General features: G+C 53.4%; 23 protein-coding genes. 5 read left to right on the top strand and 18 right to left on the bottom strand.

Annotated elements, in window-relative coordinates:
* Window positions 1-120: 120 nt before the first annotated feature.
* The 5 genes from HCZ99_RS19160 to dctP all read right to left on the bottom strand — a co-directional run bounded on the left by HCZ99_RS19160 (window position 121) and on the right by dctP (window position 6,114).
* Window positions 121-1,647, bottom strand: coding sequence for a malonate--CoA ligase (locus tag HCZ99_RS19160; protein ID WP_167448629.1), 1,527 nt, complete (start codon window positions 1,645-1,647; stop codon window positions 121-123).
* A gap of 24 nt (window positions 1,648-1,671) precedes the next feature.
* The gene (locus HCZ99_RS19155) at window positions 1,672-2,988 is read right to left on the bottom strand and encodes a malonyl-CoA decarboxylase (protein WP_167448628.1); all 1,317 of its coding nucleotides are present in this window, start codon (window positions 2,986-2,988) and stop codon (window positions 1,672-1,674) included.
* Window positions 2,988-4,304, bottom strand: a complete 1,317-nt coding sequence (locus tag HCZ99_RS19150) for a TRAP transporter large permease (RefSeq protein ID WP_167448627.1) — start codon at window positions 4,302-4,304, stop codon at window positions 2,988-2,990. Before HCZ99_RS19150 ends, HCZ99_RS19155 begins: the two co-directional genes overlap by 1 nt.
* 12 nt (window positions 4,305-4,316) lie before the next feature.
* The gene (locus HCZ99_RS19145) at window positions 4,317-5,006 is read right to left on the bottom strand and encodes a TRAP transporter small permease (protein ID WP_167448626.1); all 690 of its coding nucleotides are present in this window, start codon (window positions 5,004-5,006) and stop codon (window positions 4,317-4,319) included.
* Window positions 5,007-5,106: 100 nt separating this feature from the next.
* Window positions 5,107-6,114 carry a TRAP transporter substrate-binding protein DctP gene (dctP, locus tag HCZ99_RS19140; protein ID WP_167448625.1) on the bottom strand — a complete coding sequence of 336 codons (1,008 nt, stop codon included), beginning with the start codon at window positions 6,112-6,114 and terminating at the stop codon, window positions 5,107-5,109.
* A 30-nt stretch (window positions 6,115-6,144) separates the two neighbouring features.
* Between dctP and HCZ99_RS19135 the strand changes: the two genes are divergently transcribed.
* From HCZ99_RS19135 to HCZ99_RS19120, 4 genes are read left to right on the top strand one after another with little or no spacing between them, the layout of a single operon-like run.
* Window positions 6,145-6,378 (top strand): hypothetical protein, encoded by a 234-nt coding sequence (locus HCZ99_RS19135; RefSeq protein WP_167448624.1) that lies wholly within the window; start codon window positions 6,145-6,147, stop codon window positions 6,376-6,378.
* A 54-nt stretch (window positions 6,379-6,432) separates the two neighbouring features.
* Window positions 6,433-7,110: a GntR family transcriptional regulator gene (locus tag HCZ99_RS19130; protein ID WP_167448623.1), complete on the top strand. Its 678-nt coding sequence runs from the start codon at window positions 6,433-6,435 to the stop codon at window positions 7,108-7,110.
* A 59-nt stretch (window positions 7,111-7,169) separates the two neighbouring features.
* A complete protein-coding gene (locus HCZ99_RS19125; protein WP_167448622.1) occupies window positions 7,170-7,913 on the top strand; it encodes a TlyA family RNA methyltransferase in 744 nt (247 codons plus the stop codon).
* 4 nt (window positions 7,914-7,917) lie between these two features.
* A complete protein-coding gene (locus HCZ99_RS19120; protein WP_167448621.1) occupies window positions 7,918-9,327 on the top strand; it encodes a hypothetical protein in 1,410 nt (469 codons plus the stop codon).
* 37 nt (window positions 9,328-9,364) lie between these two features.
* Here HCZ99_RS19120 and HCZ99_RS19115 read toward each other — a convergent pair whose 3' ends face one another.
* From HCZ99_RS19115 to fabI, 6 genes are all read right to left on the bottom strand, one after another.
* On the bottom strand, window positions 9,365-9,805 hold the full coding sequence (locus tag HCZ99_RS19115; RefSeq protein WP_167448620.1) for a GlcG/HbpS family heme-binding protein: 441 nt from the start codon (window positions 9,803-9,805) through the stop codon (window positions 9,365-9,367).
* Between the two features lie 180 nt (window positions 9,806-9,985).
* Window positions 9,986-10,453, bottom strand: coding sequence for a DUF2269 family protein (locus tag HCZ99_RS19110; protein WP_167448619.1), 468 nt, complete (start codon window positions 10,451-10,453; stop codon window positions 9,986-9,988).
* Between the two features lie 113 nt (window positions 10,454-10,566).
* Window positions 10,567-11,172, bottom strand: a complete 606-nt coding sequence (locus tag HCZ99_RS19105; protein WP_167448618.1) for a TetR/AcrR family transcriptional regulator — start codon at window positions 11,170-11,172, stop codon at window positions 10,567-10,569.
* A 207-nt stretch (window positions 11,173-11,379) separates the two neighbouring features.
* A complete protein-coding gene (locus HCZ99_RS19100) occupies window positions 11,380-12,615 on the bottom strand; it encodes a hypothetical protein (RefSeq protein WP_167448617.1) in 1,236 nt (411 codons plus the stop codon).
* A gap of 140 nt (window positions 12,616-12,755) precedes the next feature.
* Window positions 12,756-13,859 (bottom strand): chorismate synthase, encoded by a 1,104-nt coding sequence (gene aroC, locus HCZ99_RS19095; RefSeq protein ID WP_167448616.1) that lies wholly within the window; start codon window positions 13,857-13,859, stop codon window positions 12,756-12,758.
* Window positions 13,860-13,953: 94 nt separating this feature from the next.
* Window positions 13,954-14,784 carry an enoyl-ACP reductase FabI gene (fabI, locus tag HCZ99_RS19090; RefSeq protein WP_167448615.1) on the bottom strand — a complete coding sequence of 277 codons (831 nt, stop codon included), beginning with the start codon at window positions 14,782-14,784 and terminating at the stop codon, window positions 13,954-13,956.
* A 201-nt stretch (window positions 14,785-14,985) separates the two neighbouring features.
* On the opposite strand from fabI, the gene HCZ99_RS19085 reads away from it, so the two are divergent.
* The gene (locus HCZ99_RS19085) at window positions 14,986-16,344 is read left to right on the top strand and encodes a YihY family inner membrane protein (RefSeq protein ID WP_167448614.1); all 1,359 of its coding nucleotides are present in this window, start codon (window positions 14,986-14,988) and stop codon (window positions 16,342-16,344) included.
* A gap of 95 nt (window positions 16,345-16,439) precedes the next feature.
* Here the strand turns inward: HCZ99_RS19085 and HCZ99_RS19080 are convergent, their stop codons facing one another.
* From HCZ99_RS19080 to HCZ99_RS19050, 7 genes are all read right to left on the bottom strand, one after another.
* Window positions 16,440-17,105, bottom strand: coding sequence for a tetratricopeptide repeat protein (locus HCZ99_RS19080; protein ID WP_167448613.1), 666 nt, complete (start codon window positions 17,103-17,105; stop codon window positions 16,440-16,442).
* Window positions 17,102-17,920, bottom strand: a complete 819-nt coding sequence (locus HCZ99_RS19075) for an SDR family NAD(P)-dependent oxidoreductase (RefSeq protein WP_167448612.1) — start codon at window positions 17,918-17,920, stop codon at window positions 17,102-17,104. The genes HCZ99_RS19080 and HCZ99_RS19075 overlap by 4 nt, the downstream gene beginning before the upstream one ends.
* On the bottom strand, window positions 17,910-19,928 hold the full coding sequence (locus HCZ99_RS19070; protein WP_167448611.1) for an AMP-binding protein: 2,019 nt from the start codon (window positions 19,926-19,928) through the stop codon (window positions 17,910-17,912). The genes HCZ99_RS19075 and HCZ99_RS19070 overlap by 11 nt, the downstream gene beginning before the upstream one ends.
* Window positions 19,929-19,930: 2 nt before the next feature.
* Window positions 19,931-20,704 (bottom strand): thermostable hemolysin, encoded by a 774-nt coding sequence (locus HCZ99_RS19065; protein ID WP_167448610.1) that lies wholly within the window; start codon window positions 20,702-20,704, stop codon window positions 19,931-19,933.
* A gap of 76 nt (window positions 20,705-20,780) precedes the next feature.
* Window positions 20,781-22,115 carry a mechanosensitive ion channel family protein gene (locus HCZ99_RS19060; RefSeq protein WP_167448609.1) on the bottom strand — a complete coding sequence of 445 codons (1,335 nt, stop codon included), beginning with the start codon at window positions 22,113-22,115 and terminating at the stop codon, window positions 20,781-20,783.
* Window positions 22,116-22,297: 182 nt separating this feature from the next.
* Window positions 22,298-23,242: a DnaJ C-terminal domain-containing protein gene (locus HCZ99_RS19055; protein WP_167448608.1), complete on the bottom strand. Its 945-nt coding sequence runs from the start codon at window positions 23,240-23,242 to the stop codon at window positions 22,298-22,300.
* A gap of 173 nt (window positions 23,243-23,415) precedes the next feature.
* Entirely contained in the window at window positions 23,416-23,892 is a 477-nt protein-coding gene (locus tag HCZ99_RS19050) for an RT0821/Lpp0805 family surface protein (RefSeq protein WP_167448607.1), read from the bottom strand.
* Between the last annotated feature and the right edge of the window lie 137 nt (window positions 23,893-24,029).

Below are 24,029 nucleotides of genomic sequence, written 5' to 3'. Positions count from 1 at the left end.
TGGTCCAAAGGGCGGATCGGCGCAATGAAGTTGCGGCCATTACACAAAAAAAATCCGGTCAGAGCGGATCTGACCGGTAGGTTTAATCTGCCGGCATGGCAGTGGGAGATCGTTGCGACGTTAAGCCGCTGGGGAGGTAAAGGTATCTGCGTAGTCCTTGCGCAACTGGGCCTTTTGGATTTTGCCCATGGTGTTGCGCGGAAGTTCCTTAACGATCCAAATGCGTTTGGGGACTTTGAATTTTGCAAGTTTGTCCTGGGTGCGTTTGATCAGGGCGTTGGTGTCGGGGCTGCTGCCATTGGCCGCGACAATCACACCTGCAACGGCTTCGCCGAAGTCGGGATGGGGCAGGCCAAAGATTGCGACTTCTTCGACTTCATCATACTCGGCAATGACTTCTTCGACTTCCTTGGGATAGACGTTAAAGCCGCCTGAGATGATCAAATCCTTATCGCGCCCGACAATGGTGACATAGCCGTCATCGCCAATGGTGGCGAGGTCGCCGGTGATAAAGAAGCCGTCACTTCGAAATTCGGATGCGGTTTTTTCAGGCATCTGCCAGTAGCCCTTAAACACGTTCGGGCCGCGGACTTCGAGGACGCCGATTTCACCAGTACCCAGAACGTTGCCGTCTTTGTCGCACACGCGTGCCTCCGTCCCCGGCAGGGTCGGGCCAACCGCACCGGGGCGACGTTCACCATCCAGCGGATTGGATGTGTTCATGCAGGTTTCGGTCATGCCGTAACGTTCAAGGATTTTATGACCGGTCCGTTCAAAGAACGCATCGTGGGTTTCGGCCAAAAGCGGTGCCGAGCCCGAGACGAACAAACGCATGTTCGAACAGACGTCCTTGGTAAATTTCGGATGGGCCAGAAGGCGGGTATAGAAGGTCGGAACGCCCATCAAAACGGTTGATTGCGGCAAGCGTTCCACCACGTCATCGGCATCAAATTTCGGAAGCAAGATAACCTTGCCGCCATTCATCAGCATGATGTTGATCGCGACAAACAGCCCATGGGTATGAAACAGCGGCAAGGCATGCAGCAATGTGTCACCCGGTTTAAAGCCCCATGCGCTGTGCAGGGTTTTGGCGTTTGATCCCAGATTGTTATGGGTCAGCATCGCGCCCTTGGACCGGCCGGTTGTGCCCGATGTGTACAGGATCGCTGCGACATCGTCCTTGTCAGCATCGACCACATCAAGCAACGGTGCGATGTTTTTTGCCTGATCATTCAAGCTACCATCACCGTTGGTACCAAGCGACAGGACGGCATCGACGTTGTTCTGGCTGCCAAGGTCATGGGCGATATCATAGTTTGCCGGACGACAAACAAAGACACGCGGCGCGGCATCCCCCAGAAAATAGGCAATTTCATCGCCGGTATAACCGGTGTTGAGCGGCAGATGGATCGCGCCAAGCTGCAAGCAGGCGAGATAAAGCGCAATGACATCGGATGATTTATCAACCTGGGCCGCGACCCGATCCCCCTTGACCACCCCGTGGGATGCCAACACGCCAGCATAACGGCCGGTCTGATCAATCAACCAGGCAAAGCTGCGTTCTGTGCCATCGCGTTCGACCAAAAATGTCCGCGATTTGTCTGCCGGGAAACGGTCAAGGAAGGTTTGGAAAAGATTATCTGACATGGGTTTATCCTTAGATTTTTATCCCTAGACACCGGCAAGCTGCGCGACGGGTTTAGATACGGCGATCTTTCCGTCATTCATCAGTGCTTCGTGGTTTTTCTCGATATCGTTCAGGTGATACGCGTAGTTCACCATCATGCCGCCTGCTTGGCGCAATCCCTTGTCAGAGGTGTCGCCAAGCCAGTTTAGGCGTTCGAGCCGTGCACCATTGCCAAGATGGAAGCGTGCGGTCGGATCAAGTGGCGATTTACCCCGTTTGCAGGTGGCAAGATAGGTCGCGCACAAAGTAAGGGTCGGTTTGCGCAATTCTTCGGCGCGGACCGGATCATTCATCCAGTTTTCTTCGCTAAGCCCGGCAAGGACGGTGCCCGCCATTTCGGCGTCATCGGCCTTGCTTTTCTGGCGGGTTCGCAGCCAGCCCATGAAGCCGGGGATCGGCGACAGGGTGGCAAACTGTTTGAGCTGTGGGAATTCGCGTTTGAGTTCTTCGACCACCTGTTTGATCAGGAAGTTGCCAAACGAAATGCCCTTAAGTCCGGCCTGACAGTTGCTGATGGAATAGAAAATCGCAGTGTTGGCGGTTTTGGGGGCCTTTTGATCGATTTCCGGGGCTAGAAGGGCCTGAACACTATCAGCAAGACCATGCACCAGTGCGACTTCGACAAAGATCAGCGGATCATCGGGGATTGCCGGATGGAAGAAGGCAAAGCATTTGCGATCGGTTGCTAGACGACGGCGCAGATCATCCCAGCCTTGAATTTCATGTACCGCTTCGTAGCGGATCAGTTTTTCAAGGACAGAGGCGGATGTTTCCCAATCGATATGGCGCAGTTCGAGAAAACCACGGTTAAACCAACTGGTCAGCAGGTGCTGCATATCGGCATTTAGCGGTTCAAGATCACGATTATCTTTCAGCAAGCCAATCAGGGTTTCGCGCATATCAACAATCGCACGGGTTCCGCCCGGGGCCATGTTGATTTTACGCAGTAAATCCTGACGGGCCGGTTCGGACGCGTGGGTTAGCACCGCCAGATTGGCTTCTGTTGGGTCGGCGGCGAAGGCCTCGGCCGCTTTGATGACTGTTTTGCGGTCCGCACTGAAGTCATTTTGCATCATTTGGAAGAAACGCAAATTGTCTTCGTCGGGCAGGTTTTCCCACATGCGGACAACTTCACGCGCAATGGCAGTCCCCCGTGCTTCGCCCTTTTGCGAAACAAGGTCCTTACACATGGCGGCAAGCTGGGCGAACTGGTCCTGTGGGGTGGAAAGCGGCAGGTCAAGAAGTTCGCGACCACGGTCCGCAATGCTCGAAATCCAGCTTCTGACAGAGATGCCTGACATTAGCGTCCTCCAATAACCGTTTCTGGAAGCCAAGTGGCGATTTGCGGGAAGAAGCACAAAATGACAATCGCGGTGATCATGCAGAGCACGTAAGGGAACGCGCCGCGCAGGATGCTTTGCAGGCGAATGTCGGGTGCGATGCCATTAATGACATATAAGTTCAATCCAACCGGCGGGGTGATCAGACCGATTTCCATATTGATGGTCAGGATCACGGCAAACCAGTACGGATCAAATCCGGCATTAATGATCACCGGCAGCAAGATCGGTGCACTCATCAAAATCACGGCGACCGGCGGCAGGAAGAAGCCGCAGATCAGCAGGAACACGTTGATGAAGCCCATCAAGACCCAACGGTTGACGTCAAGTTCGGAAATCCACTGCGCAATCGATTGGGTGATGAACAGCGATGACAGCATGTAGCTAAACAGACCTGCCGCCCCGATGATCAAAAGGATCATGACCGATTCTTTGGTGGTGTCACGCATGACCGTCCAAAGTTGGCCAGGTTTCCACATCCGATACACAATCATCGCGGTGATCAGGCAGAACAGGGCCCCAACGCCAGCAGTTTCCGATGGGGTGGCAACGCCGCCATAAAGCGCAAATAGAACCGCAGCAATGATCACAAGGAACGGCAAAACACGCGGCAGGATTTCAAACTTTTCTTTCCAGCTGTATTTGATGCTGCCAAGGGCGGCCTTGGCATTGCCCTGACGCCAGGTCGAATACAGCGACCACGCCATGAACAGGGCCGTGACCAAAAGACCCGGCAGCAAGCCAGCAAGGAACAGGCGCCCGATCGAGGTTTCGGTTGAGATGCCATAGACAATCATGGTGACACTTGGCGGGATCAAAATGCCAAGGGTCCCGCCCGCAGCAATCGAACCCGCCGCGACCGTATCGGGGAAGCCGCGTTCACGCATCGCCGGAATGCCCATTTTACCAATGGCAGCACAGGTCGCCGGGGATGATCCCGACAGGGCAGAGAAAATCGCACAAGCGCCAAGGTTGGAAATCACCAAGCCACCGGGCACACGGGTCAGCCAGCGATCCAACACAGAATAAAGATCACCACCCGCACGTGAACAGGCGACAACCGCCCCCATCAAGATAAACATCGGGATGGCGAGGACTTCGAAACTTTCAAGTTTGCCAAACAGGATTTCAGGTAGGAGTGGTAGCGAACCGGTGCCGTCAAAGGCAATGATAAAGCCAACACTGACCAGAAGCAGGCCAATCCCGACAGGGATGCCTGAAAACAGGACAAGGGTGGTTGCGATGCCAACAATGGCCGCTAGAATTAGGGGATCCATGGTGCGGCCTCCTTAAAAAGCGTCGTGGCGCAGATCGAACGGCGTCGCGCGACGCGTGATCAGGGCCAGAAAATCGGCAAAGAACTGCATGAACAGCAAACCAAAACCGATGGGCAGGGCGGAAAACGGTTTCCACAGGGGCACAGCCCAGATGGTTTCGCTAAGCCAGCCGCCGTCAAAGGCCTCAAGAACCAGTTCAAAGCCGTAAAAACCAAACAGCCCGCTGATTGCCATGCCAAGAAGTAGGGTCATGATCGCAAGGGTCATGCGTGCGCCGCGTTTAAGATACAGCGGCAACAAATCGACATTCACATGTCCACGGAGCAATTGCACATAGGGCAGGCCAACAAGGGTCGCGCCAATCATCAGGAAGATGACGGCTTCGGTTTGCCAGACGGTGGAGTCATTAAGCACGTAACGCATAAAGACCAATTGGCAGATGATCAGCATGGCAATGGCGAACATTGCGGCCGACAAAACGCCGCATGTACGCGAAACAAAATGAATTACCGCGATGACGGCATCAATTGGACCTTTGGGCGGCATGTCGCGCACCATTTGACGGGTGTCATTTGGGTCTATTGGTTCAACATCGGGCGGTGGTGGCATGTCTGATTTAACGGAATGCGACGCACGGGGTGTCTGCGCGAAATCATCGGGCAGATCAATCGGAAGCGGGTGCGGGGATGTGGCGTTAGACACGCGCGTACTCCTCTGACGGAACCGGATTGTTCTGTGTCGTTTGGGAAGAAGGGGACGGTGCCGGATGGACCGGCACCGCGCCTAAATCGGGAACGGGCGGTTACTTAACGGCAAGTGCCATATCAAGCAGTTCCTGCCCATTCGGGGTCTCTTCGACGAATTTCGCATAAGAGGTTTTCTTGGCGATTTCCTGCCATGCGGCAAAATCTTCGTCGGTCAGATCGGCGATTTCGACACCGGCATCTTTAAAGACCTGAACACTGTCAGAATCCTGTTTGCGGCCTTCTTCTGTGTAATAGGCTTCTGCCTTTTTGGCCGCGGCAGCCAACGCATCTTTTTGTGCGTCGTTAAGCTTGTCATAGGTTTTCTTGGACATCAGAACCGGCTGATACATGAACCACAGGGCGTTTTCCGCCGCCGGGGTGTAGCATTTAACCTGCTCGTAGATACGATAAGACACGAAGCTTGCCGAGCTGGTGTTGGCGGCATCCAGAACGCCGGTCTGCATGGCCGGATAGATTTCCGAACTTGGCATGGCGGCAATCGATGCACCAGCACCTTGAAGCATTTGTTCAAACGATTTACCGGCCGCACGAATTTGCAGGCCTTTGACGTCGTCAGGTTTGTGGATGCAGCCTTTGGCCGATGCAAAACCACCCGCAAGCCAGCCTTTGGCAACGGTGACAACACCTTCCTCGTTCAGGAGTTCTTCGATTTTATCCATGAACGGGGATTCGTTGATGCGGTTTGCATGGTCGTGGTTTTTCACCAAAGCTGGCATCAAGGTCAGGTTGGTGGCCGGAATGCGCCCACCCGCATATGCCAGTGGCAGAACGATCATATCAAGTTGGCCACGGGTCATCGGGGTCCATTGTTCTTTGGCTTTGAACAGGGAGCCGGATGGGAAAATCTGAATGTCGAGATCGACGTCGGCGGCTTTAACTTCATCGGCAATGATCTGTGCCACTTTGTGACGCACGTCGCTTGTGGACCACTGATGGGAAAGTTTCAGGGTTTCGGCGTTGGCCGATGCAGACATGCCAAAGGCAGCAACAGACATGGAGATGGCGGCAACCGATGCCGCAAGTTTGGCTTTAAACATATTCATCTTATCCTCCCAGATAAAGCATGCGTTTTGATGCACTTTATCGCGGCTTTTGCGCGTCTTTTTATTGATGCAATTTGTGCATTGGAAGAAAGCGTTACAGATTTCTGGCATCCTGTCTATGCAATTTTGTATACCACAGGTTCATTTCGCAGTGCCACAAACGCACGTCAGAGTGTTTTGGCCGAAAAGCCGGAAAACTGCGAAATAACTTTTGCGTCGCAGCACAAAAACGCTGCAAAGCACCCAGCAAAAGGCTTTGATTAGTACCAAAATATGTGATCTGGTATACCAGTTAACGGTTGTTCAATGAGGGCTTTGATGGCGCAGAACGGAAAGCTTGCAAACGATCTGGTGCAAAAGCTAGAGCGCGATATTGTTACCGGTGTGCTTAAGCCCGGCGACAAACTGGATGAGCGTTCGTTAAGCGAACGGTTCGGCGTATCGCGCACCCCCGTGCGTGAAGCTTTACAGACATTGGCCGGGTCGGGATTGGTCGCGACCATGCCACGCCGGGGCACGATCGTTGCGTCGATCACGGTGGGCGAGTTGATCGAAATGTTCGAAGTCATGGCCGAATTGGAAGCCATGTGCGCGCGCTTGGCCGCACGTCGGATGCCACGTGCGGATATTGAAAACCTGATTGCGCTTGCGGGGGAATGCGATGCGCTTCAGGAGCATTCAGATGCGGATGCCTATTACGAAGCCAATGTCAGCTTCCACGAGGCGATCTATGCAGGGTGCCGCAACAGCTTTTTGGAGCGCCAAACCAAGACGGTGCGTAACCGACTGGCGCCGTATCGCCGCTTGCAGCTTCATCGTCCGGGGCGCGTTAAGACATCAAACTCAGAGCATGAAGACATCTTAAATGCCATTTCGACCGGGGATGCCGACACCGCCGGACGCCTGATGCGCCAGCACGTCGCCGTTCAAGGCGAAGCCTTAAACGACCTTTTGGCAATCGTCCCGCGAGGCTATCTGGAGCCGCTGGCGGGGTAATACCAAAATTTGCTCAAACCAAGGGTGATTTTTCATCGTCTTTGCGCTAAAAACCGCGGATGGCAAAAAAACGTTTAGATCAGTTGCTTGTGGAACGTGGATTGGTGGAAAGCCGGTCCAAGGCGCAAGCCTTTATTATGGCAGGGAATGTCTATAGCGGTGAGCAGCGGCTTGATAAGCCGGGCATGCAGTGCAAGGAAGACATTGCCGTGACGTTGCGCGGGCAACCGCACCCGTGGGTTTCACGCGGTGGGTTGAAGCTTGAAAAGGGTTTGGCGCATTTCGAGCTTGATGTCACCGGGTTCATTGGCGTGGATGTTGGCGCGTCGACTGGCGGTTTTACCGATGTGTTGCTGCAAAATGGCGCGGCCAAGGTTTTTGCCGTCGATGTCGGGCAGGGGCAGCTTGATTGGAAGTTGCGCAATGATGACCGCGTTGTTGTCATGGAAAAGACCAATGCACGCCATCTAACCGAAGAAGATATTCCCGACCCGATTGATATCGTTGTTTGTGATGCCAGCTTTATTGGCCTGCGAACCGTGCTTCCGGCAAGTTTGGATCGGGTGAAGCCGGGTGGCTATGTGATTGCGTTGATCAAGCCGCAATTTGAAGTCGGCAAGGAACGTGTTGGCAAAAAGGGTGTCGTGCGCGAACCCGAACTGCATCAGGAAGTCTGCGATACGATTTCCGACTGGCTGGCCAATCTGCCCGGTTGGGGCGTTTTGGGTATTGCGACAAGCCCGATTACAGGGCCAGAGGGCAATGTCGAGTTTCTGATTGGCGGGCGGAAATGTTCAGGATGATGAAATGAAAATTATACAATCCAAAAATATTTTATACCTTATATCCGTATTGTTTTTTCTGTTCTCCTGTTTTTATGCTCCCCTAGCGCCTGTTATAGAACCAGACTCGTCTAGTTATATTAACTTCTCGTCCTCTAGAACTCCGCTTTATCCTTTAATTATATCTTCTGTTCTTTATCTGTTAGGTGACATTTATTATGTTTCCATTTTTCAGATTCTTGTGTTCTCGCTCTCTTCTCTAATTTTGATGAGGGAGCTTTTAGCTGGCGGGTTTAAGAGCGTACTTCCACTGTTGGCACTGGTTCTATTCCTAAATCCTTTTTTTTGGCATTTCCACATCGCTGTCCTCACGGACTCACTATTTCTCAGCTTCACAATACTGATATGCGCAGCTCTGTTGGCGTTGGTGCGAAGTCCTCAGAGTATGCTCGCTTGGCTTATGCTAGGTGCGATGGTTGGGGCGTCCGTGATGTTGCGTCCCGTAGGATTTTCTTTTTTTCCAATGATTCCATTAACTTACTTTTATGTCTTTGATCGGGGCGATAGAACTGGCCGAAATTTTCTTATTAGCTCACTGGTCGTCGCTTTAATGGTTTTTGCGGCGGGCAAAGCTATTCACTACTCAGTGCATGGTGTATCAGACAGCTCATTAGCTTCTAGGCATCTTTTTGCTAAGTCGGCTTTAATCTCAGCCGGTGAGGCGCCGTTCCCGAAAGAAAGCTTGCACGGAAAACTATGGAATGACTTGGAGGCTAACGCTATCTCTGTGCGCAATCTTCTCGATGAGGCGGTGTTTGTTAATCCTGGTGTGTCAGCTTTTCTTCTGCGAAACTATGAAGTGTATTTTCAGTATCGTTATATTTCAAATATGCTAACCAAATACCCGGGCCTCTCGGAAGATAACTTAAATGAAGTTATCTTCGACGTGGGGCTGGCAAGGTTGAAAAGAAATCCCATAGGGTATATTGGCCTAACTGCAAGACACTTCTCTGGTTTATGGCAGCCATTCTCAAGTAGTTTTTCTCCTTTTGTTGCAGTTTCTAATTCATTTATAGAAAGAAAATCTCCTCTTCCGTTTAATGAGAATAATGCCGCAGTTCCAAGGGTTTTAGAGCCAAGATTTTTCTCTTATATCGCCTATCCATCTGCATTATTTGTTTGGATGGGGGCTAGTCTTTTGTTGGCTGTTCAATTAATTTGTTTTGTGAAAAAAAGAAATATTCACCGAGATTTGGTTATACCCTTGATTATGAGTCTGATGGTAAACGGAAACTTCTTGTTGATTTCTTTGCTGGGAGTTGGGATTGGGCGTTATTCATTGTCAATGTTTGTTCCTATGTTTCTGATGAGTTTTTTCCTTCTGCGAGTTGTTGCAAAAAAAATACTTGTTCAGACTAAATACTTTCCGCATTAGTTGATGGCAGAGCAGCTCAAATTAATTTGAGGCACAATCATTGAGACACGGAACTTTTGATTCTGTTTAGTAAGAAGTCAATGCCTGCCTGTGCGCAATCTTGGTCCTGCGGCGGGGTGCCGGAACTGACCCCGATGCCGCCAACGCATTCCCCATTAACAAAGACCGGAAGACCGCCGGCAACGATGGACAGGCGGCCGCCAATTTCTGAATCAATACCATAAGCCGGTTTGCCCGGCTGGGCGGCGGCGGCATATTCATGGGTGCCTTTGCGTGCGCCGGACGCGGTGAAGGATTTATCCTGCGCAATGGTCGTGCTGGTGACTTTGCCGCCATCCATGCGTTCAAACGCAATCAAAACCCCGGACTCATCGGTGATCGCGATGCACATCGGTACGCCGATTTCGGTGGCGCGTTTGCGTGCACCTTCAATCAAAATATACGCATCGTCGATGGATAGGCGTTTGATGGTCAGCATGTTGGGCCTCCGGGGCGGTAAGACGGTATGAGCGCTATGGCGAGATGATCTGGCAGCATCTTAGGGGCTGGGCCGAAGGGCGGGCAATCAGATAAAGCGGCTTTTCACATGGTGGAAGCTTTGAGGCAGTCGTAGTGCGCCCGTGTTGCGAGATTTATCCGGGACCCGGTGCCAAGTGGCTTAGCGGAAAATCATGAAATAGAGTGCGCCCAGTGGCAGGACGATGGCGATCAGGCCGATCAGGCCCCAAAGTTTGCGGCATTTATCATAGGTGCCGGGCATTTCATCGGCATTGCTGGCGACGGTTTGGGCGGCGAGCTTTGACATGTAAAGCTGAAGCGGGACCAAGCCGATTAGCCACAGGGCGGCTGCCATACCAAACAAGCTGATGCCGATGGTAAGATGCGGGGCATCGGAAATGGCAATGCCGGTCGCATGAAACAGGCCGATCCCGCCGATGGTGATCAAGGCCCCGCCCAAGGCGGTGAAGGCCAAATCGGTCATGTTGACCAGACGGCAAGCAAACGCGATCACGACCGGGTTTTTGGTTTTGTCAGCCTGAATTTTCCAAAGGGCAGAGACAATAATGTTGCCCAAAAACAAAATCACCCCCAACAGGTGCACAAGCTTAACAGCGGAATATTCCATGGCGTTTCAAGATCCGGTTTAAGGGCAACGATCAATGCCGGTGTTGGCGTTTAGTTTGTTTGAGCGACTTTACGTGAGTTTACGTGGCTTTACGCAGAACAAGCGCTTTGCGATCACGCAGGTTCCGGGTGGTTTAAATCCTCGGCCAGAAGACCCAGCACAAAATCATCAAGATTAATGTCAGCGGGTGGGACGATCATGCCGTCAATCACCAGCATGGCGATGCCGTGCGCACGGCTCCAAGCGGCGAGGGCGCGGTTATAGGCGGTCGCGGCCTGGCTTAACGTCATGTCGGCCTTGCGGTCGACCGAGGTGACGGCACGTTGCACCACATCAAAGGCATTGTCAGCGGCGTCACGCAGTTCGGGATATTGATCCAGCGGTGGGCGTTCGCGGCCAAAGATCAGGCGGAAATGCTGGGGGTTTTCGATGGCAAAGCCAACATAGGCCGTGCCAAGCGCCATGATGCGGTCTTCGTGCTTGGTGACCGTGGCAGCGACATCTTCAAGCTTTTGGGCAAAGCGTTCGAAGGCGGAAATGGCCACTGCCGCTAAAATGCCATCCTTACCGTCAAAATGCCGATAGGGTGCTGCTTCGGAAACGCCAGTCATGCGCGCCAAGCGCCGTAAGGAAAGGCCGGTTGGCCCTTCGTCCGTCAGGATGGTTTCGGCTTTTTGAAGTAGGACATTGCGGACGTCACCGTGGTGGTATTTCGCCATAGGCTCGTATCTCTATTTTCTTATGTTAACTTTGTTAACATTATCAAGAGACAGCCGCTTTTTCAAGCAAAAATACATCGGTTTTAGCCGACATTCTTAGCGCCGCCGAGCAGCACAAAGCGTTGCCAAACCGCCAAAAATGCAGCGGCAGCAATTTTTGGTACATACGTCGTGCGTGATGTCGTCCGTCATGATGACAGGGGGTGGTTAGGTGTTTTCCGGTTTTGGTTCTGACGGGGGGGTGGTCTGCGCTTGTGGTTGAGCCGGTGTGACGACTGCCGCAGGAGTCTGCGTCGATGACGCATCTGTTGTCGCAGGCGCTGCTGCTGGGGTTGGCGTTATTGTCGCTGCCGGTGTTGTATTCGTGGCTGGCGCAGTTGGCGCGTTTTGTGGTGACGGCTCTGCCGGAGGCGTCGGTGTCGGCGTCGGTGTTAATGTTGATGTTGGTTGCGGGGCGGCAGGCGACGCCGGTGTGGGCTGCGTTTGGTCTTGCTTTGGCTCCGGCTGTGGTTGGGGGGTGACATCAGCAGGAGCAGCGGTTTTCTGATCGGTCGGAGCCGTTGGTGCTGGCTGCGTTTCAGGTTTTTCTGCTGGGGTATCGTCGGCCTTTTCTGGTGTTGATGGGGTTGTGGCGGGCGTGTCTGTGGCCGGGGTCGCTGCGCCGTTGTCCTGTTGCTTGTTCGTATCAGATTGAGCTTTTGGGGCGTCCTTTGTGGCATTTGCATTATCTGAAGTTTCTGCGTCTTCAGAATCGGCAGGGGCCACGGTTGCAGAGGGGGATTGGTGCGGGGTTTCTTTTGGTGCGCGGTCCGGGCGGATCAGGAATTGGTCGCCGAGTGTGTCTTGGCCAATCAAAAGCGGTTGATCGATGCCACCCATTTCCAAAAGGCCGATTTCAACATCGCGGTTAATCCCGCGCAACTGCATTAGGGTGCGGATGACAGGTGCGCGCACACTGTCGCTGTTGGCGCTGGTTTTAATGTCGCGATAACCCGCCACCGGCATGGAAAGTTGCCAGGTAATTTGCCGCGCGCTTAGGCCGCTTTGCGTTTCAGGTGGGCTTTCAAGCGACAGCGAGAAGGATACGGTGTCTGATGCTGGCGTTGCTGCGCTGTCACCGGCGGTGCCAGATGAGCCGGTGGATGCGGTTGATGTTGGGGATGGGGAAGGTGTCGCCGGGCTGTTTTTGCCCCCACTGTCGCCATCCGGGTCGGCGGGGGTGACTGTCAGATTCTTGACAAACAGGCAGGTTTGCGGTGCTGCGCCCAAGATCATTGAGGGCATGGCGGCGATGCCCCAGCGTGGCAAATCGACCGGTTCGTCCGGATAAAGGACGGTGCGCGCGCGCATTTGGGCATCCATGCCCGTTTTCTTGCTGCTGGCCGAGGCCTGCGCATTGTTGGATGCCATTGAGAGCAGGGTTTTGAGTAATATTGGGTTCATGCCATGACGACGTGGCACAAACCCGTTTGTGACGGGAAATCGAACGATCAAGATGGGATCGGCTGTTGGCAGAGTTAAAGGCACTGCCGATGTGCAATCTTTGCCCTGATCGTTGGCCCGATTTACAGCCTGCTTTGGGCTTAGCTTGGGAAGTGTTTGTTCACGTTCCAGCCTTCGCACTGTGCGCGGTGACGCAACAGGTGGTCGGCCAGAACGATGGCGGCCATGGCTTCGCCAACCGGGACGCCGCGAATGCCAACACATGGGTCATGGCGCCCCTTGGTGACGACATCGACTTCCTTGCCGAAAATATCCATGCTTTTGCGCGGGGTGAGGATCGAGCTGGTTGGTTTCACCGCAAAGCGGACAATAATATCCTGGCCGGATGAAATGCCGCCCAAAATGCCCCCTGCATGGTTCGAGCCAAAGACAGGCTTGCCATCATCGCCAAGGCGCATTTCATCGGCATTATCAATGCCGGTGAATTCGGCAGACTCAAAGCCATTGCCGATTTCAACACCCTTGACCGCATTGATGGTCATCATGGCCTTGGCCAGATCGGCATCAAGTTTGTCATAGACCGGATCGCCCAAACCAACCGGAACGCCAGAGCAGACAACTTCGATCACGGCACCAACCGATGAGCCATCCTTGCGCAGGCCATCAAGATATTCTTCGAAGACTGGAACAGCTTCTGGGTCCGGGCAGAAGAACGGATTTTTATCAACTTCGTCCCAATCCCAATTATCGCGGGTGATTTCCTTGGTGCCCATTTTGACCAAGGCCGCACGAATTTTGATGTCATCGCCAAGGATTTTGCGCGCAATCGCACCGGCGGCAACCCGCATGGCGGTTTCACGTGCAGATGAACGACCGCCGCCGCGATAATCGCGCGTGCCGTATTTTTCCCAATAGGTGTAATCGGCATGGCCGGGGCGGAATTGGTTTTTAATTTCGCCGTAATCCTTGGAGCGCTGATCGACATTTTCAATCAGAAGCCCGATCGGGGTGCCGGTTGTTTTGCCTTCGAACACGCCTGACAGGATTTTGACCTGATCAGGTTCGCGGCGCTGGGTGGTAAAGCGCGACTGACCGGGTTTGCGTTTTTCAAGGAATTCTTGAATGTCGGCTTCGCTTATGTCGAGCAGCGGCGGCACACCATCCACCACACAGCCAATGGCCGGCCCGTGGCTTTCGCCAAAGGTGGTGAAGCGAAAAAGCGTTCCAAAACTGTTGCCAGCCATAAGCGAAAATCCAGAATTTTAAGGAAACAAAATCGGCTAAAGAGACAAACGGGCTGCCCCGAAAGGCAGCCCGTGAAATCGTATCATGTTCAGATCAGGATTTCTGAACATTGATGTCAGGTGCATCGGCCTGTTTCATGCCAACGGTATGATAACCGCAATCGACATGATGGGTTTCGCCGGTGACACCGGTCGACAGATCCGACAGGAAATACAGACCCGAACCACCAACATCATCAAGGGTGACGTTGCGGCGCATCGGTGAGTTGTATTCGTTCCATTTCAGGATATAGCGGAAATCGCCAATGCCCGAAGCGGCAAGAGTTTTCATCGGACCAGCCGAAATCGCATTGACGCGGATACCATCCGGGCCAAGGTCATTGGCGAGGTATTTTACGCTGGCTTCAAGGGCAGCTTTGGCGACACCCATAACGTTGTAATGCGGCATGACTTTTTCGGCCCCGTAATAGGACAGGGTCAAAAGCGATCCACCATCGGTCATCAGTTTTTCCGCGCGCTGTGCAACAGCGGTAAAGGAATAAACCGAAATGTTCATCGACATCGCAAAGTTTTCAGGCGACGTATCGACATAGCGACCGCGCAGCTCGTTCTTGTCAGAAAAGCCGATGGCATGCACGACAAAGTCCAGCTTGCCCCATTTTTCTTCGAGCGTTTTAAAAACAGCGTCGATGCTTTCTGCATTGGTGACGTCACAGGGCAGGATGATATCGCTGCCGACCGACTCCGCCAAAGGACGAACACGCTTTTCAAGTGCTTCACCTTGGAAGGTAAAGGCAAGCTCGGCGCCAGCAGCACCGGCGGCGCGTGCAATACCCCAGGCAATCGATTTATCGTTCGCAACGCCCATGATCAGGCCGCGCTTACCGGCCATAAGGCCCGAAATGTTTTCGGTGGACAGGCTCATTTTTCCTCTCGTTCCACGATCTCTCTCAGTCTGGTAGGGCGATTTAAGCAAAGCCGCAACCGTAACAGGAGCTATTAGTAATTGGGCGCATCCTACACAAAGCAAGGCCAAGGTCAATCTGGCCTGTTATAACGTGTGCGGGCACGCTATCGTGTTAGTCAGTTTCATTATAACCGGAAAATGCGCGGGGATAAGCCTTTAATGGTCGAAATAAAGAAATTGATCAAAGATCGTATGGGCTTTTGGCGCTATGCGCTGATGCGTTTTATTCATGATGAAGCCATTCAGCGCTCGGCTGGTTTATCCTATACGACCCTTCTTGCCATGGTGCCGTTTCTTGCGGTGGCGTTGAACGTTCTTTCCGCGTTTCCGGTGTTTGATCAGTTTAAAGATCAAATCATGAATGTTGTCCTAAATAACTTCCTGCCGTCATCGGGCGCGCAGGTAACCGATTATTTGGGCAAGTTTTTACAAAACACCGGCCAGATGACCGCGATTGGTACCATTGTGCTGGCCTTAACGGCGGTGATGTTGCTGATCTCCATCGAAGGGGCGATGAATGACGTTTTCCGCGTCACCACGCCGCGTAAATTGCTGTCTAAGCTTGTGGTGTTTTGGACGCTTTTGACTGTTGGTCCGATTTTGTTGGGGCTTAGTTTGTCGTTAGCGTCTTATATCTTTGCCATGCGCAATATGGTCGGTGGGGATGCCTTAAGCGAGCAAATCGGACAACTGACGTTCTTGGCGCCGTTCTTGTTATCAACGGTGGCGTTTACGTTGCTGTTTATTGGCATGCCAAACCGCTCCGTTGAAATCAAGGATGGCTTTTGGGGCGGGCTTGTCGCTGCGGTCTTGTTTGAAACCCTGAAAAAAGGGTTCGCCTTTTACGTTACCAATTTCCCGACCTATCAAACGATTTACGGTGCGGTCGCGATTGTCCCGATTTTCCTGTTGTGGATGTATTTAACCTGGATCGTGATCATGCTGGGCGCGCATGTGTCGGCCGGACGGTCTGAATGGCGCGCAGCCCGCGCTGCTGGTTTGATCCCTGATCCAAGTGGGGCGGTGCCGGGCCATATGGAACGTTTGATCGCGGTGATGCGTGTTTTGGAATATCTGCAAACCCGGTTCCAGAACGCGGAAAAACCAGCGACCTATCGCCGCATGATGCGTGAGGTCAAGCTGGGCGGACGCGATTTGAACTGGGCGTTGGCGGCCCTTCGGCGTGAAAAACTGATTGATCGATCCGAACATCATCGTTGGTTGCTGTCAGGCGATTTGTCGCGGATTACCTTGTTTGAACTGATGAACCGGCTGCGTTTGTTTTTGGATTATGACCGGCTGTTGGTGGTCAGTACCGATGCGGGCTGGCCCGGGGTCGTCCGTGAACAGTTGATCGAACTGGAAGACAAGAACCAGTCGGTTTTGGACATGGATATCGCAAGTTTGCTTGATACGCCCAAGCCCGACGACAAGGAATGCGAAGTCGCCGAGGAGAAAGAGCATTCGGAAACGACATCGGATGTTGATGCCAAGGATATGGCGCAAATTCCCGACTGATATCGGGATGCGGCCAAGGCACATTTGATCAAAAATGAACAAGGCCGGGAAGCGTTCTTCCCGGCCTTGTTTATTCGTGCGGTATGAACAGACGGTTAGTCCGCCAGCTCCTGATTGATTTCTTTGAGGGCTTGCTTGATTTCGGCACGGCGTCCAGCATCGGCTGTGGGGCGGTCCGGGCGATCTGGTGCCTTTAGGGCCTTTTCAAAGAAGGCCTTGGCGTCTTCGAGTTGATCATTTTGACGCATGAAATCGCCAAAGAAGTAGTTTGAATCAATCCCGTCTGGATTAAGGGCCAATCCGGCCAACAGAAATTCCTTTGCCTTGTCGTCGCTGCCAAACGCAAGCGGCCAGGGCGGGACCTGATAATACAGTGCGCCAAGGGACGTATAGGCCGATCCATTGAGTGCCGCGGAATCAATGGCGATGGACTTTTTAAACAATTCACGGGCATCGTCGACTTTACCAAGAGCGGAAATGCCGCCAACAATCCCGGCATCGGTGGCGAGGATAATTCCTTGCCAGGTCAAGAGTTCTGGGGTGTCTGGATATCGGGTTATAAGATCCTGACCCTTGGCTTCAAGTTTGTGAATGGCTTCAAGCTGGGCGTCTTCGTCCGTCATTTCGTATTTGATGCGGGCCCATTCGGTTTGTAATTGGGCAACGCCGTCTTTGACGCCCTCAAGTTGCAGCCCGGCATTGGCGCCAAAGGGCAGCCCCAATGTAACCGCGCAGATAAGCATAAATTGGGTGAGTTTCATGTGTTGTGGCTCCTTGCGCTGGTTTGAGGGCCGGTGTCATGGCCGATATTTTGGTTTGGTGCAATCATGGTGACCTTTCTGGGCACTGTGTTTGCGTTTTTCGGCGCGAGAATTTCTTCACCAATGATGGCATTTTTACGAAGGCCTTTATCGACCATTCTCGGCAGAACCGCATGAAGGATCGCAAAGAACCTTTCGGGCCAACCAATGCGCACATCGGTTTCATCGCGCTCAATCGCATCGACAATCCGGCGCGCGATATTGTCCGGGCTATCTTCGGTGGTGCCGGTACGGTTGTTAAGGATGCCAGCCTTGCCGCTGTTCATCGATGTTTGAACCGCGCGCGGGGCGATATGTTGAACCATGACGCCGGTGCCGTGAAGTTCACGACGCAACGCATCGGAAAATCCCTTAAGGCCGGATTTGGCGGCAGCGTAGCCGGTCACATGGGGTAATGGGATCAGCCCGACCATCGATCCAATATTGACGATCTGTCCGTGATCACGTGCGCGCATGGCGGGCAGGACAGCCTGGCATAAACGCATGGGGACCAGCAGGTTTAAGGTGACAAGCGCGTCATAATTTTGATGTTCGGCGCGGTTGAAATCGTTGATTCCCGCCAGATTGATCAAAATATCTGGCGTGTTTTCACGCAAGGTTTTGCAGGTTGTATCGATGTTTTCCATCAGATTCCCCTGCGATGTGCGGTCGTAGGCAATGACATGCGCACCACGTGCCCGCATCAGTTTGACCAGCGGCACGCCAATGCCGCCCGTCGCCCCCGTCACAAAGACGATTTTTCCATCAAGCAACATGTTTGCGCTGTCCTTCGTGGGGGATGGCCGCGAACAGATTGCCAAAAAGGCGGAACGCGTTTTGCGCGACTTCGATGATGGCGGCCTGATCAGCAGGATCGGTGATCTGATTGACGGTTTTTTCAAAAAACTTCATGTGTTCAAGATCAAGGGTGCCGTGCGAGAATAAATAGGTAAACGCCGATTTGGGCAGATCAAGCCCGGTCATCACCGCATCGGCCCCCTGACTTGCTATCTGGGTTGAGGTGCTTTCGAGCATGAAGACCATGCCAAGGAAGCCGACCGGGTTTTTGCGCGCGATATAATCGTAATTATAGGCGACCATCAGTTGGGTTTCGAGGTTTGGCGTTGCGGCGCGCGCTGCATCTTTGTTGCCACCGGCGGCCTCGATATCATTGAGAATCCATTCTTCGTGGCCTTCTTCTTCTTCGAGATATTCAATCACCGCTTTGTGCAGCCAGCGTTTTTCATCCGGGAGGCGCGATCCCATGGCCATTAGGAAGGGCACGGTATGTTTGACGTGGTGGAAGGCCTCGGTCAGGTAGGCGATGTACGTGGTGCGCGAAATGTGCCCTTGTAGGCCATCAACAAGCTGGGGAACCTGATACAGAGCAGCGCGCTGTTGTGCGGTTTCGGCGACAAGGCGATCATAAAAATTCATAGGGTCCTCCTGGACAGAAAGGGGGGCTGTGTAGATTTTGGAAATGACATTGCGGCGTGGGCGGCCAGTGCCTGTTAGACAGCCATTTTCAACGGTAAAAGGTGCGACAACGCGGGTGCGTTTGATTTGGGCATATTCGGGCAGAGTGGTATTGGCCGCTGCAACCGCAGCACTGATGTCCGCGGTTGGCCCTGTGGGGACGATCAATGCGTGCAGGTTTGGATCGCCGTCGCCAAAAACGATGGCCTGATAAATACCGGGCTGAGCCAACAGGGCGGATTCTGGCCATTCGGGCGAGATGTTGCGGCCCAAAGACGTGATCAGAACGTTTTTGCGCCGCCCAGTGACACGGACAAAGCCGTTGTCATCAATCTCGCCGAGATCGCCGGTGGCGAAGTCGCCAGTAAGGGGTTCCCCCACATAGCCAAGAAAACCGGGATTGGTGATGATGATTTCGCCGTTGGAAATATCGGCGTCTATGTGGGGTAAAAGTCGCCCTGTGGTGCCGGGTTGATCAAGGCCGGGAATATTCATCGAAACCACGGACGCACATTCAGACAAGCCGTATCCTTCATAGACTGGAAGGCCAATGTGGCGGGCTTTGCCGATCAGGGCTGGGTCAACGCGCGATCCGCCAACCGCGATGAATTTAAGATCGGGCAGGGGACCATTTTTGATCACTTGCATCATCAGGGCACGTAGAATTTCGGGCACCAAAATGACTGATGTGGCGCGCGTTTGTTCCAAGATTGTGTGCAGGTTTTGATAATTTTTTCCAAATTGTTCAAGCGGGGTCAGGGTGATGGTGCATCCCGCCATCAAACCGGCATACACACCCGCGACATTTTCCAAAAGCACCGCCAGAGGAAGCACACAGGCATGGGTTTGTGTGAAATCATCGCCCAATATCTGATGGATTGAAGACGCAACATTCATCATCGCCGATGCTGGAAGACAGACTCCTTTTGGCGTGCCGGTCGTGCCCGAGGTAAAAGTAATCTTGGCGGTTCCATCGGGGATGCCCGCCGATTGCAATTGGCCGGTTTCTGTGATGCCAGACGGGGTTAGCATATGGGTGATGCCCGCCGTTGCGATGGTGTGATTAATCTGATCGGGGGTAAAGAAGGGCGGGATCGGGACAGAAATGGTCTTGGCGCTAAGGGCGGCCAGGTCCCAGATCAGCCAATCAATGCTGTTATCAAGGGCGATGCCCAAGACATCGACATCGGCCAATTCAAGAGCGCGCGCGTCAATCAAATCGCACAGCTCTTCGTAGGTGACGGTATCGCTGCCTTCACATAGGGCGATTTTGTCAGGGACGTGGGATTGGATGCGGTCAAACAACATGATCAGATTTCGCCATTATGTTGAAGATGGGGATAAAGTCGCGGGCGCATGTGGGTGTATTCCGCGCCAAGCATTGTTTGCAGGCGGCGGTAGCCAAAGGCCACGGAACCCGAAAGAACGTGCGGGCAAGTGTCGTAGTAACGCCCCCATTCAAAATCGGGTTCGGGATTTGTATCGGTGCTTTTCGCGGCGGAGGCGCAGCCCAAGGATGGCAAAGAGTTTTGCGCATTTTGGCGGTGAACCAGCCGTGCAGGGTCAGCTTTGGCGTGGCGCACGGGCTTTAAGCCCATTTTGCGCAAGCGTTTTTCAAGGCTGTCGGTGCCGGTGACCACGGCTTGTTTAAAGCCGTTATGATGCAAATAGGCGGAAAGGGCCGCGAACAGAAAAGACGACGCACCACCGCCAGACGACGCCAGATTGCCGATTTCAACAATCTGGTGACGCGGTACGCCAAGGATGACGTCGATTGGCGCAGATAGGTATTGCTCGAGGAAAAGCGGCCCGTGCCCGGCAGAGCGAAAACCAAGGGCGGCAACAATACGCCCGGCATCGTCACGGACACTCATCAGACTGCCATATTGGACCTTTATCGCGGCGTCATAGGCATCGGCGTAAATGTTGGCGATGAAAGTTTCGACTTCCGGGCGTTCCGCGGCCAACAGCGATAGCACGGAAATTGCGCAGGCCCGCATCTGCAAATGGTCAAGAAAACCCTTTTTGCGGAAGCTGAGCTTTGCGGTCGGAAAACCATTTTCATTATAATTGAGGTGCAACATGCAGGGTGCCTTTGATTGCGTATGTCACGCAATCTGACGGCTTAACCTGACAGTAGCCTGAATGGTTTTGGTGACATCAGTCTTTGGCGGGGGATTTGTTCATTTCGACGCGAAGGTCGGTATCCGTGCTTTTGAGATGCAGGTCGCGTTGCGGGAACGGGATTTCGATATTGTGTTCCTTAAAGGCGTCCCAGACATTGAGCAAAATTTCGCTGATGATGTTGCCGCGTCCATTTTGCGGATCGGTGATCCAGAACCGGATTTCAAGATCGACCGAACTATCCCCAAAGCCACGCATTAGGGTGTTCGGGCCGGGGTTTTCCTGCACGCGGGAGCATTTGGCCGCGGCCGCGTTGCAGAGTTCAATCGCAAAATGCGGATCGCAATTATAAGAAATGCCAACCGGTACTTTCAGGCGCAGTCGAACGTCAGAGTGGCTCCAATTTTCGACCTGTGTGGTGATCAGGTCTTCGTTGGGGATCAGGAATTCGGTGCCATCACGCGTGCGAACCGCGGTGTAGCGCGCGCCAAGCGATTGAATCCAGCCAAATGTATCACCAATGGCAATCACATCGCCGGGCTTGATCGACCGATCAAGCAACAAGATCACGCCGCTGATCAGATTGGCAGCAATGCGTTGCAGGCCAAGGCCGATGCCAACACCAACCGCACCGCCAAAGACCGCAAGGGCGGTTAGATCAACGCCGATTGTTGAAAGGGCAAACAGAACCGCCACCGACAGCAGCGCAAGTTTCAGAAGCTTGGTCATCAGCACCTGAACCGATGGGGTCAGGTGGCGGACCTTTTTGATGCGTTGTTCAAACAGGCGCGATGCAAAAGCGGCAATCCACAGCAATAAAGCAAGCGACACGATGGCCTTTAAAACGCCATAGACCGAAATGCGGAACTTGCCGATTTCCATCGAAAGGCTGTCAAGCGCCACGATGGCTGGATCAAGCCAGCCGACGATGTTAAGGGCCGCCAACCCCCACGCCAGCGCAGCAATGGTGCGCGCCAAGGTCGGGTTGTTAACAACTGCTGCGGCCAGACGAATGACAATCCATGCGTTGAGAAGACTTGCCACCAAGCGAATGAAATTGTGGGGATGGCCCATTTGAACGGCAACGGCGTCCATAAACCAAACCAAAAGAACAAAGACCACGGGAAAGGCAAGCGAGGGTAGAACCGAGAACAGCCGACGCACCCCGGCATAGTGCAAAATCGGTTTCCAGCTTTGCAGCAGGTCCAAAAGGGCGGTGAAGCCGCGTCGCAGGAAAAAGGCGGGAATGGCCGCGACAGCGCAGGCAATAATTTGGATCAGGACTGGCCCGACGAGGACGTTGGCCTGAAGCCAGTTAATCGCTTGATCAATCCAGATCAGATATTGATCCGGGTTGGTGAACTGTTCCATGGGCATCCTGCCGGTCCGCTGATTTTCTGTTTTGGTTATGGGCGATAAAACGCCTTAAATCATATAGTAACACGAGATCGTCATTTCAGGCATAGCGTTGCGTTTAAAGAGCAATGTCCATGACGGGAAAGGGCGGTGGTGCCATAAAAAAAAGCCGGCGCGATGCCGGCTTTTTGGGGACGTTATCGGGTGCTGTAGGGGTGCTTTTCCGACCAATCGCGGATGAACTCGACCAGTTCATCATCACGTTCATCGGGAAGCTTTACCGTCAGATGCACATATTGATCGCCGCGTTTGGCGTTGCGATCATAGGGTGCCCCCTTGCCGCGCAGGCGCAGTTTGGTGCCGCTATTGGCGTTGGCAGGCAGTTTCATGTTGACCTTGCCATCGACAATCGGAACTTCGATGGAGCCACCCAGAATTGCCTCAGCCAGCGTGATGGCAAGATCGCAGTGCAGATCATTGCCTTCGCGGCGGAAGGTTTTATCGGGATGAACATGCAGCTTAATCAGGGCATCGCCCGGTTCGCCGCCATTCATGCCCGCCATGCCTTGCCCCTTAAGGCGCAGGGTTTGTTCGTCCTCGCTGCCAGGTGGGATGCGGACTTCGAGGCTTTTGCCGCTGGCAAGGTTGATCCGCTTGGTCGTGCCAAGGATGGATTCCTTGAAATCAAGGGTCAGCTCGTAAGAGATATTCGGACCTTTGACCTTTTGCGGTTTTCGTTCGCCGCCAAAACCACCAAAGCCGCCGCCTTGGCCGCCACGGCCCCGGCCACTTTTGCCAAAGATTTCGTCAAAAATGTCTTCGGGGTTGGCGCCAGAAAAGCCGAACGGATCGCTGTCACGGAAACCGCCAGCAGCACGTGAACGCGCACCGCCGCCACCGTGCCCAAATGGGCCGGTTTCGCGACCGTCGGCGTCGATCATGCCGTTGTCGAACTTTTTGCGGCGTTCCGCATCACCGAGCAAATGATAGGCGCTTGAGACTTTTTTAAAGCGCTCTTCGATCTTGGTGTCCCCGGGATTGACGTCCGGGTGAAGTTCGCGCGCCAGTTTGCGGTAGGCTTTCTTAATTTCGTCTTGGGTGGCGTTTTTGGCTACGCCAAGTATTTTGTATGGATCCTGCATGAATTGACCGGTTGGATGAACAAAATAGCGCCGATTGCGCGCGTGCTAACTCTAGCCCGTCTTGGGGAAAACAAGAAAGGCTATTTATGCCTTTGTCGGGATATAAAAAAGGCGGTGCAGATCGCAAGGACCGCACCGCCTTTAAATTAGGATGTTTGATCAGAAAATTCTGATCAATTTACAACCTGCCAGTCGCCATCTTCTTTACGGCACGCGGTGCCATATGCCGTTTCTTCCTTACCGCCGATCATGACGGTTTGCTGGTACTCACGGCAGTATTCCTGAGTCTGCGGTTTCTGGTAGGTGCGGGTCGGGGTTACGGTACCCTGAACGCCGGTATCCGGATTCTGCCAAGTTGATGTCTGGCCGGTCGGTGCGGTTTCAAGGGTACGCTGCGTGCTTTGCGCCATGATCGCGCGGTCCGCATTATCAAGCGAACGGCCGACTTCACTGCCAAGGAACGCGCCAGCCATGGTGCCAAGTGCAACACCGACCAACTGGCCGCTGCCTTTACCAAACTGCGCACCGGCAACGGCACCACCAACGGCACCCAGCAGGGTGCCTGCGGTCTGTTTCTGACCTTGATCCTGGGCACAGCCAGCGATAAAGGCGGTCATTACCAGCGGTATGATGATATGACGAAATTTCATGTTTGTTCTGCCCATCTTGTTTTTCCTGTCCCAACAGATATGCTCTGAATATACGAACGATGTTCGTGACTTGCCACCCATGTTCGTCATCTGCTTTGTCTTAATTTAGCAGATTTTGGACAATCAGAGGAACCTTG

Source organism: Thalassospira lucentensis (genome assembly GCF_011806425.1).
GTDB lineage: Bacteria > Pseudomonadota > Alphaproteobacteria > Rhodospirillales > Thalassospiraceae > Thalassospira > Thalassospira lucentensis_B.
Note: the sequence above shows the minus strand (reverse complement) of the source record. Positions and strands in the feature narration are given on the sequence as shown.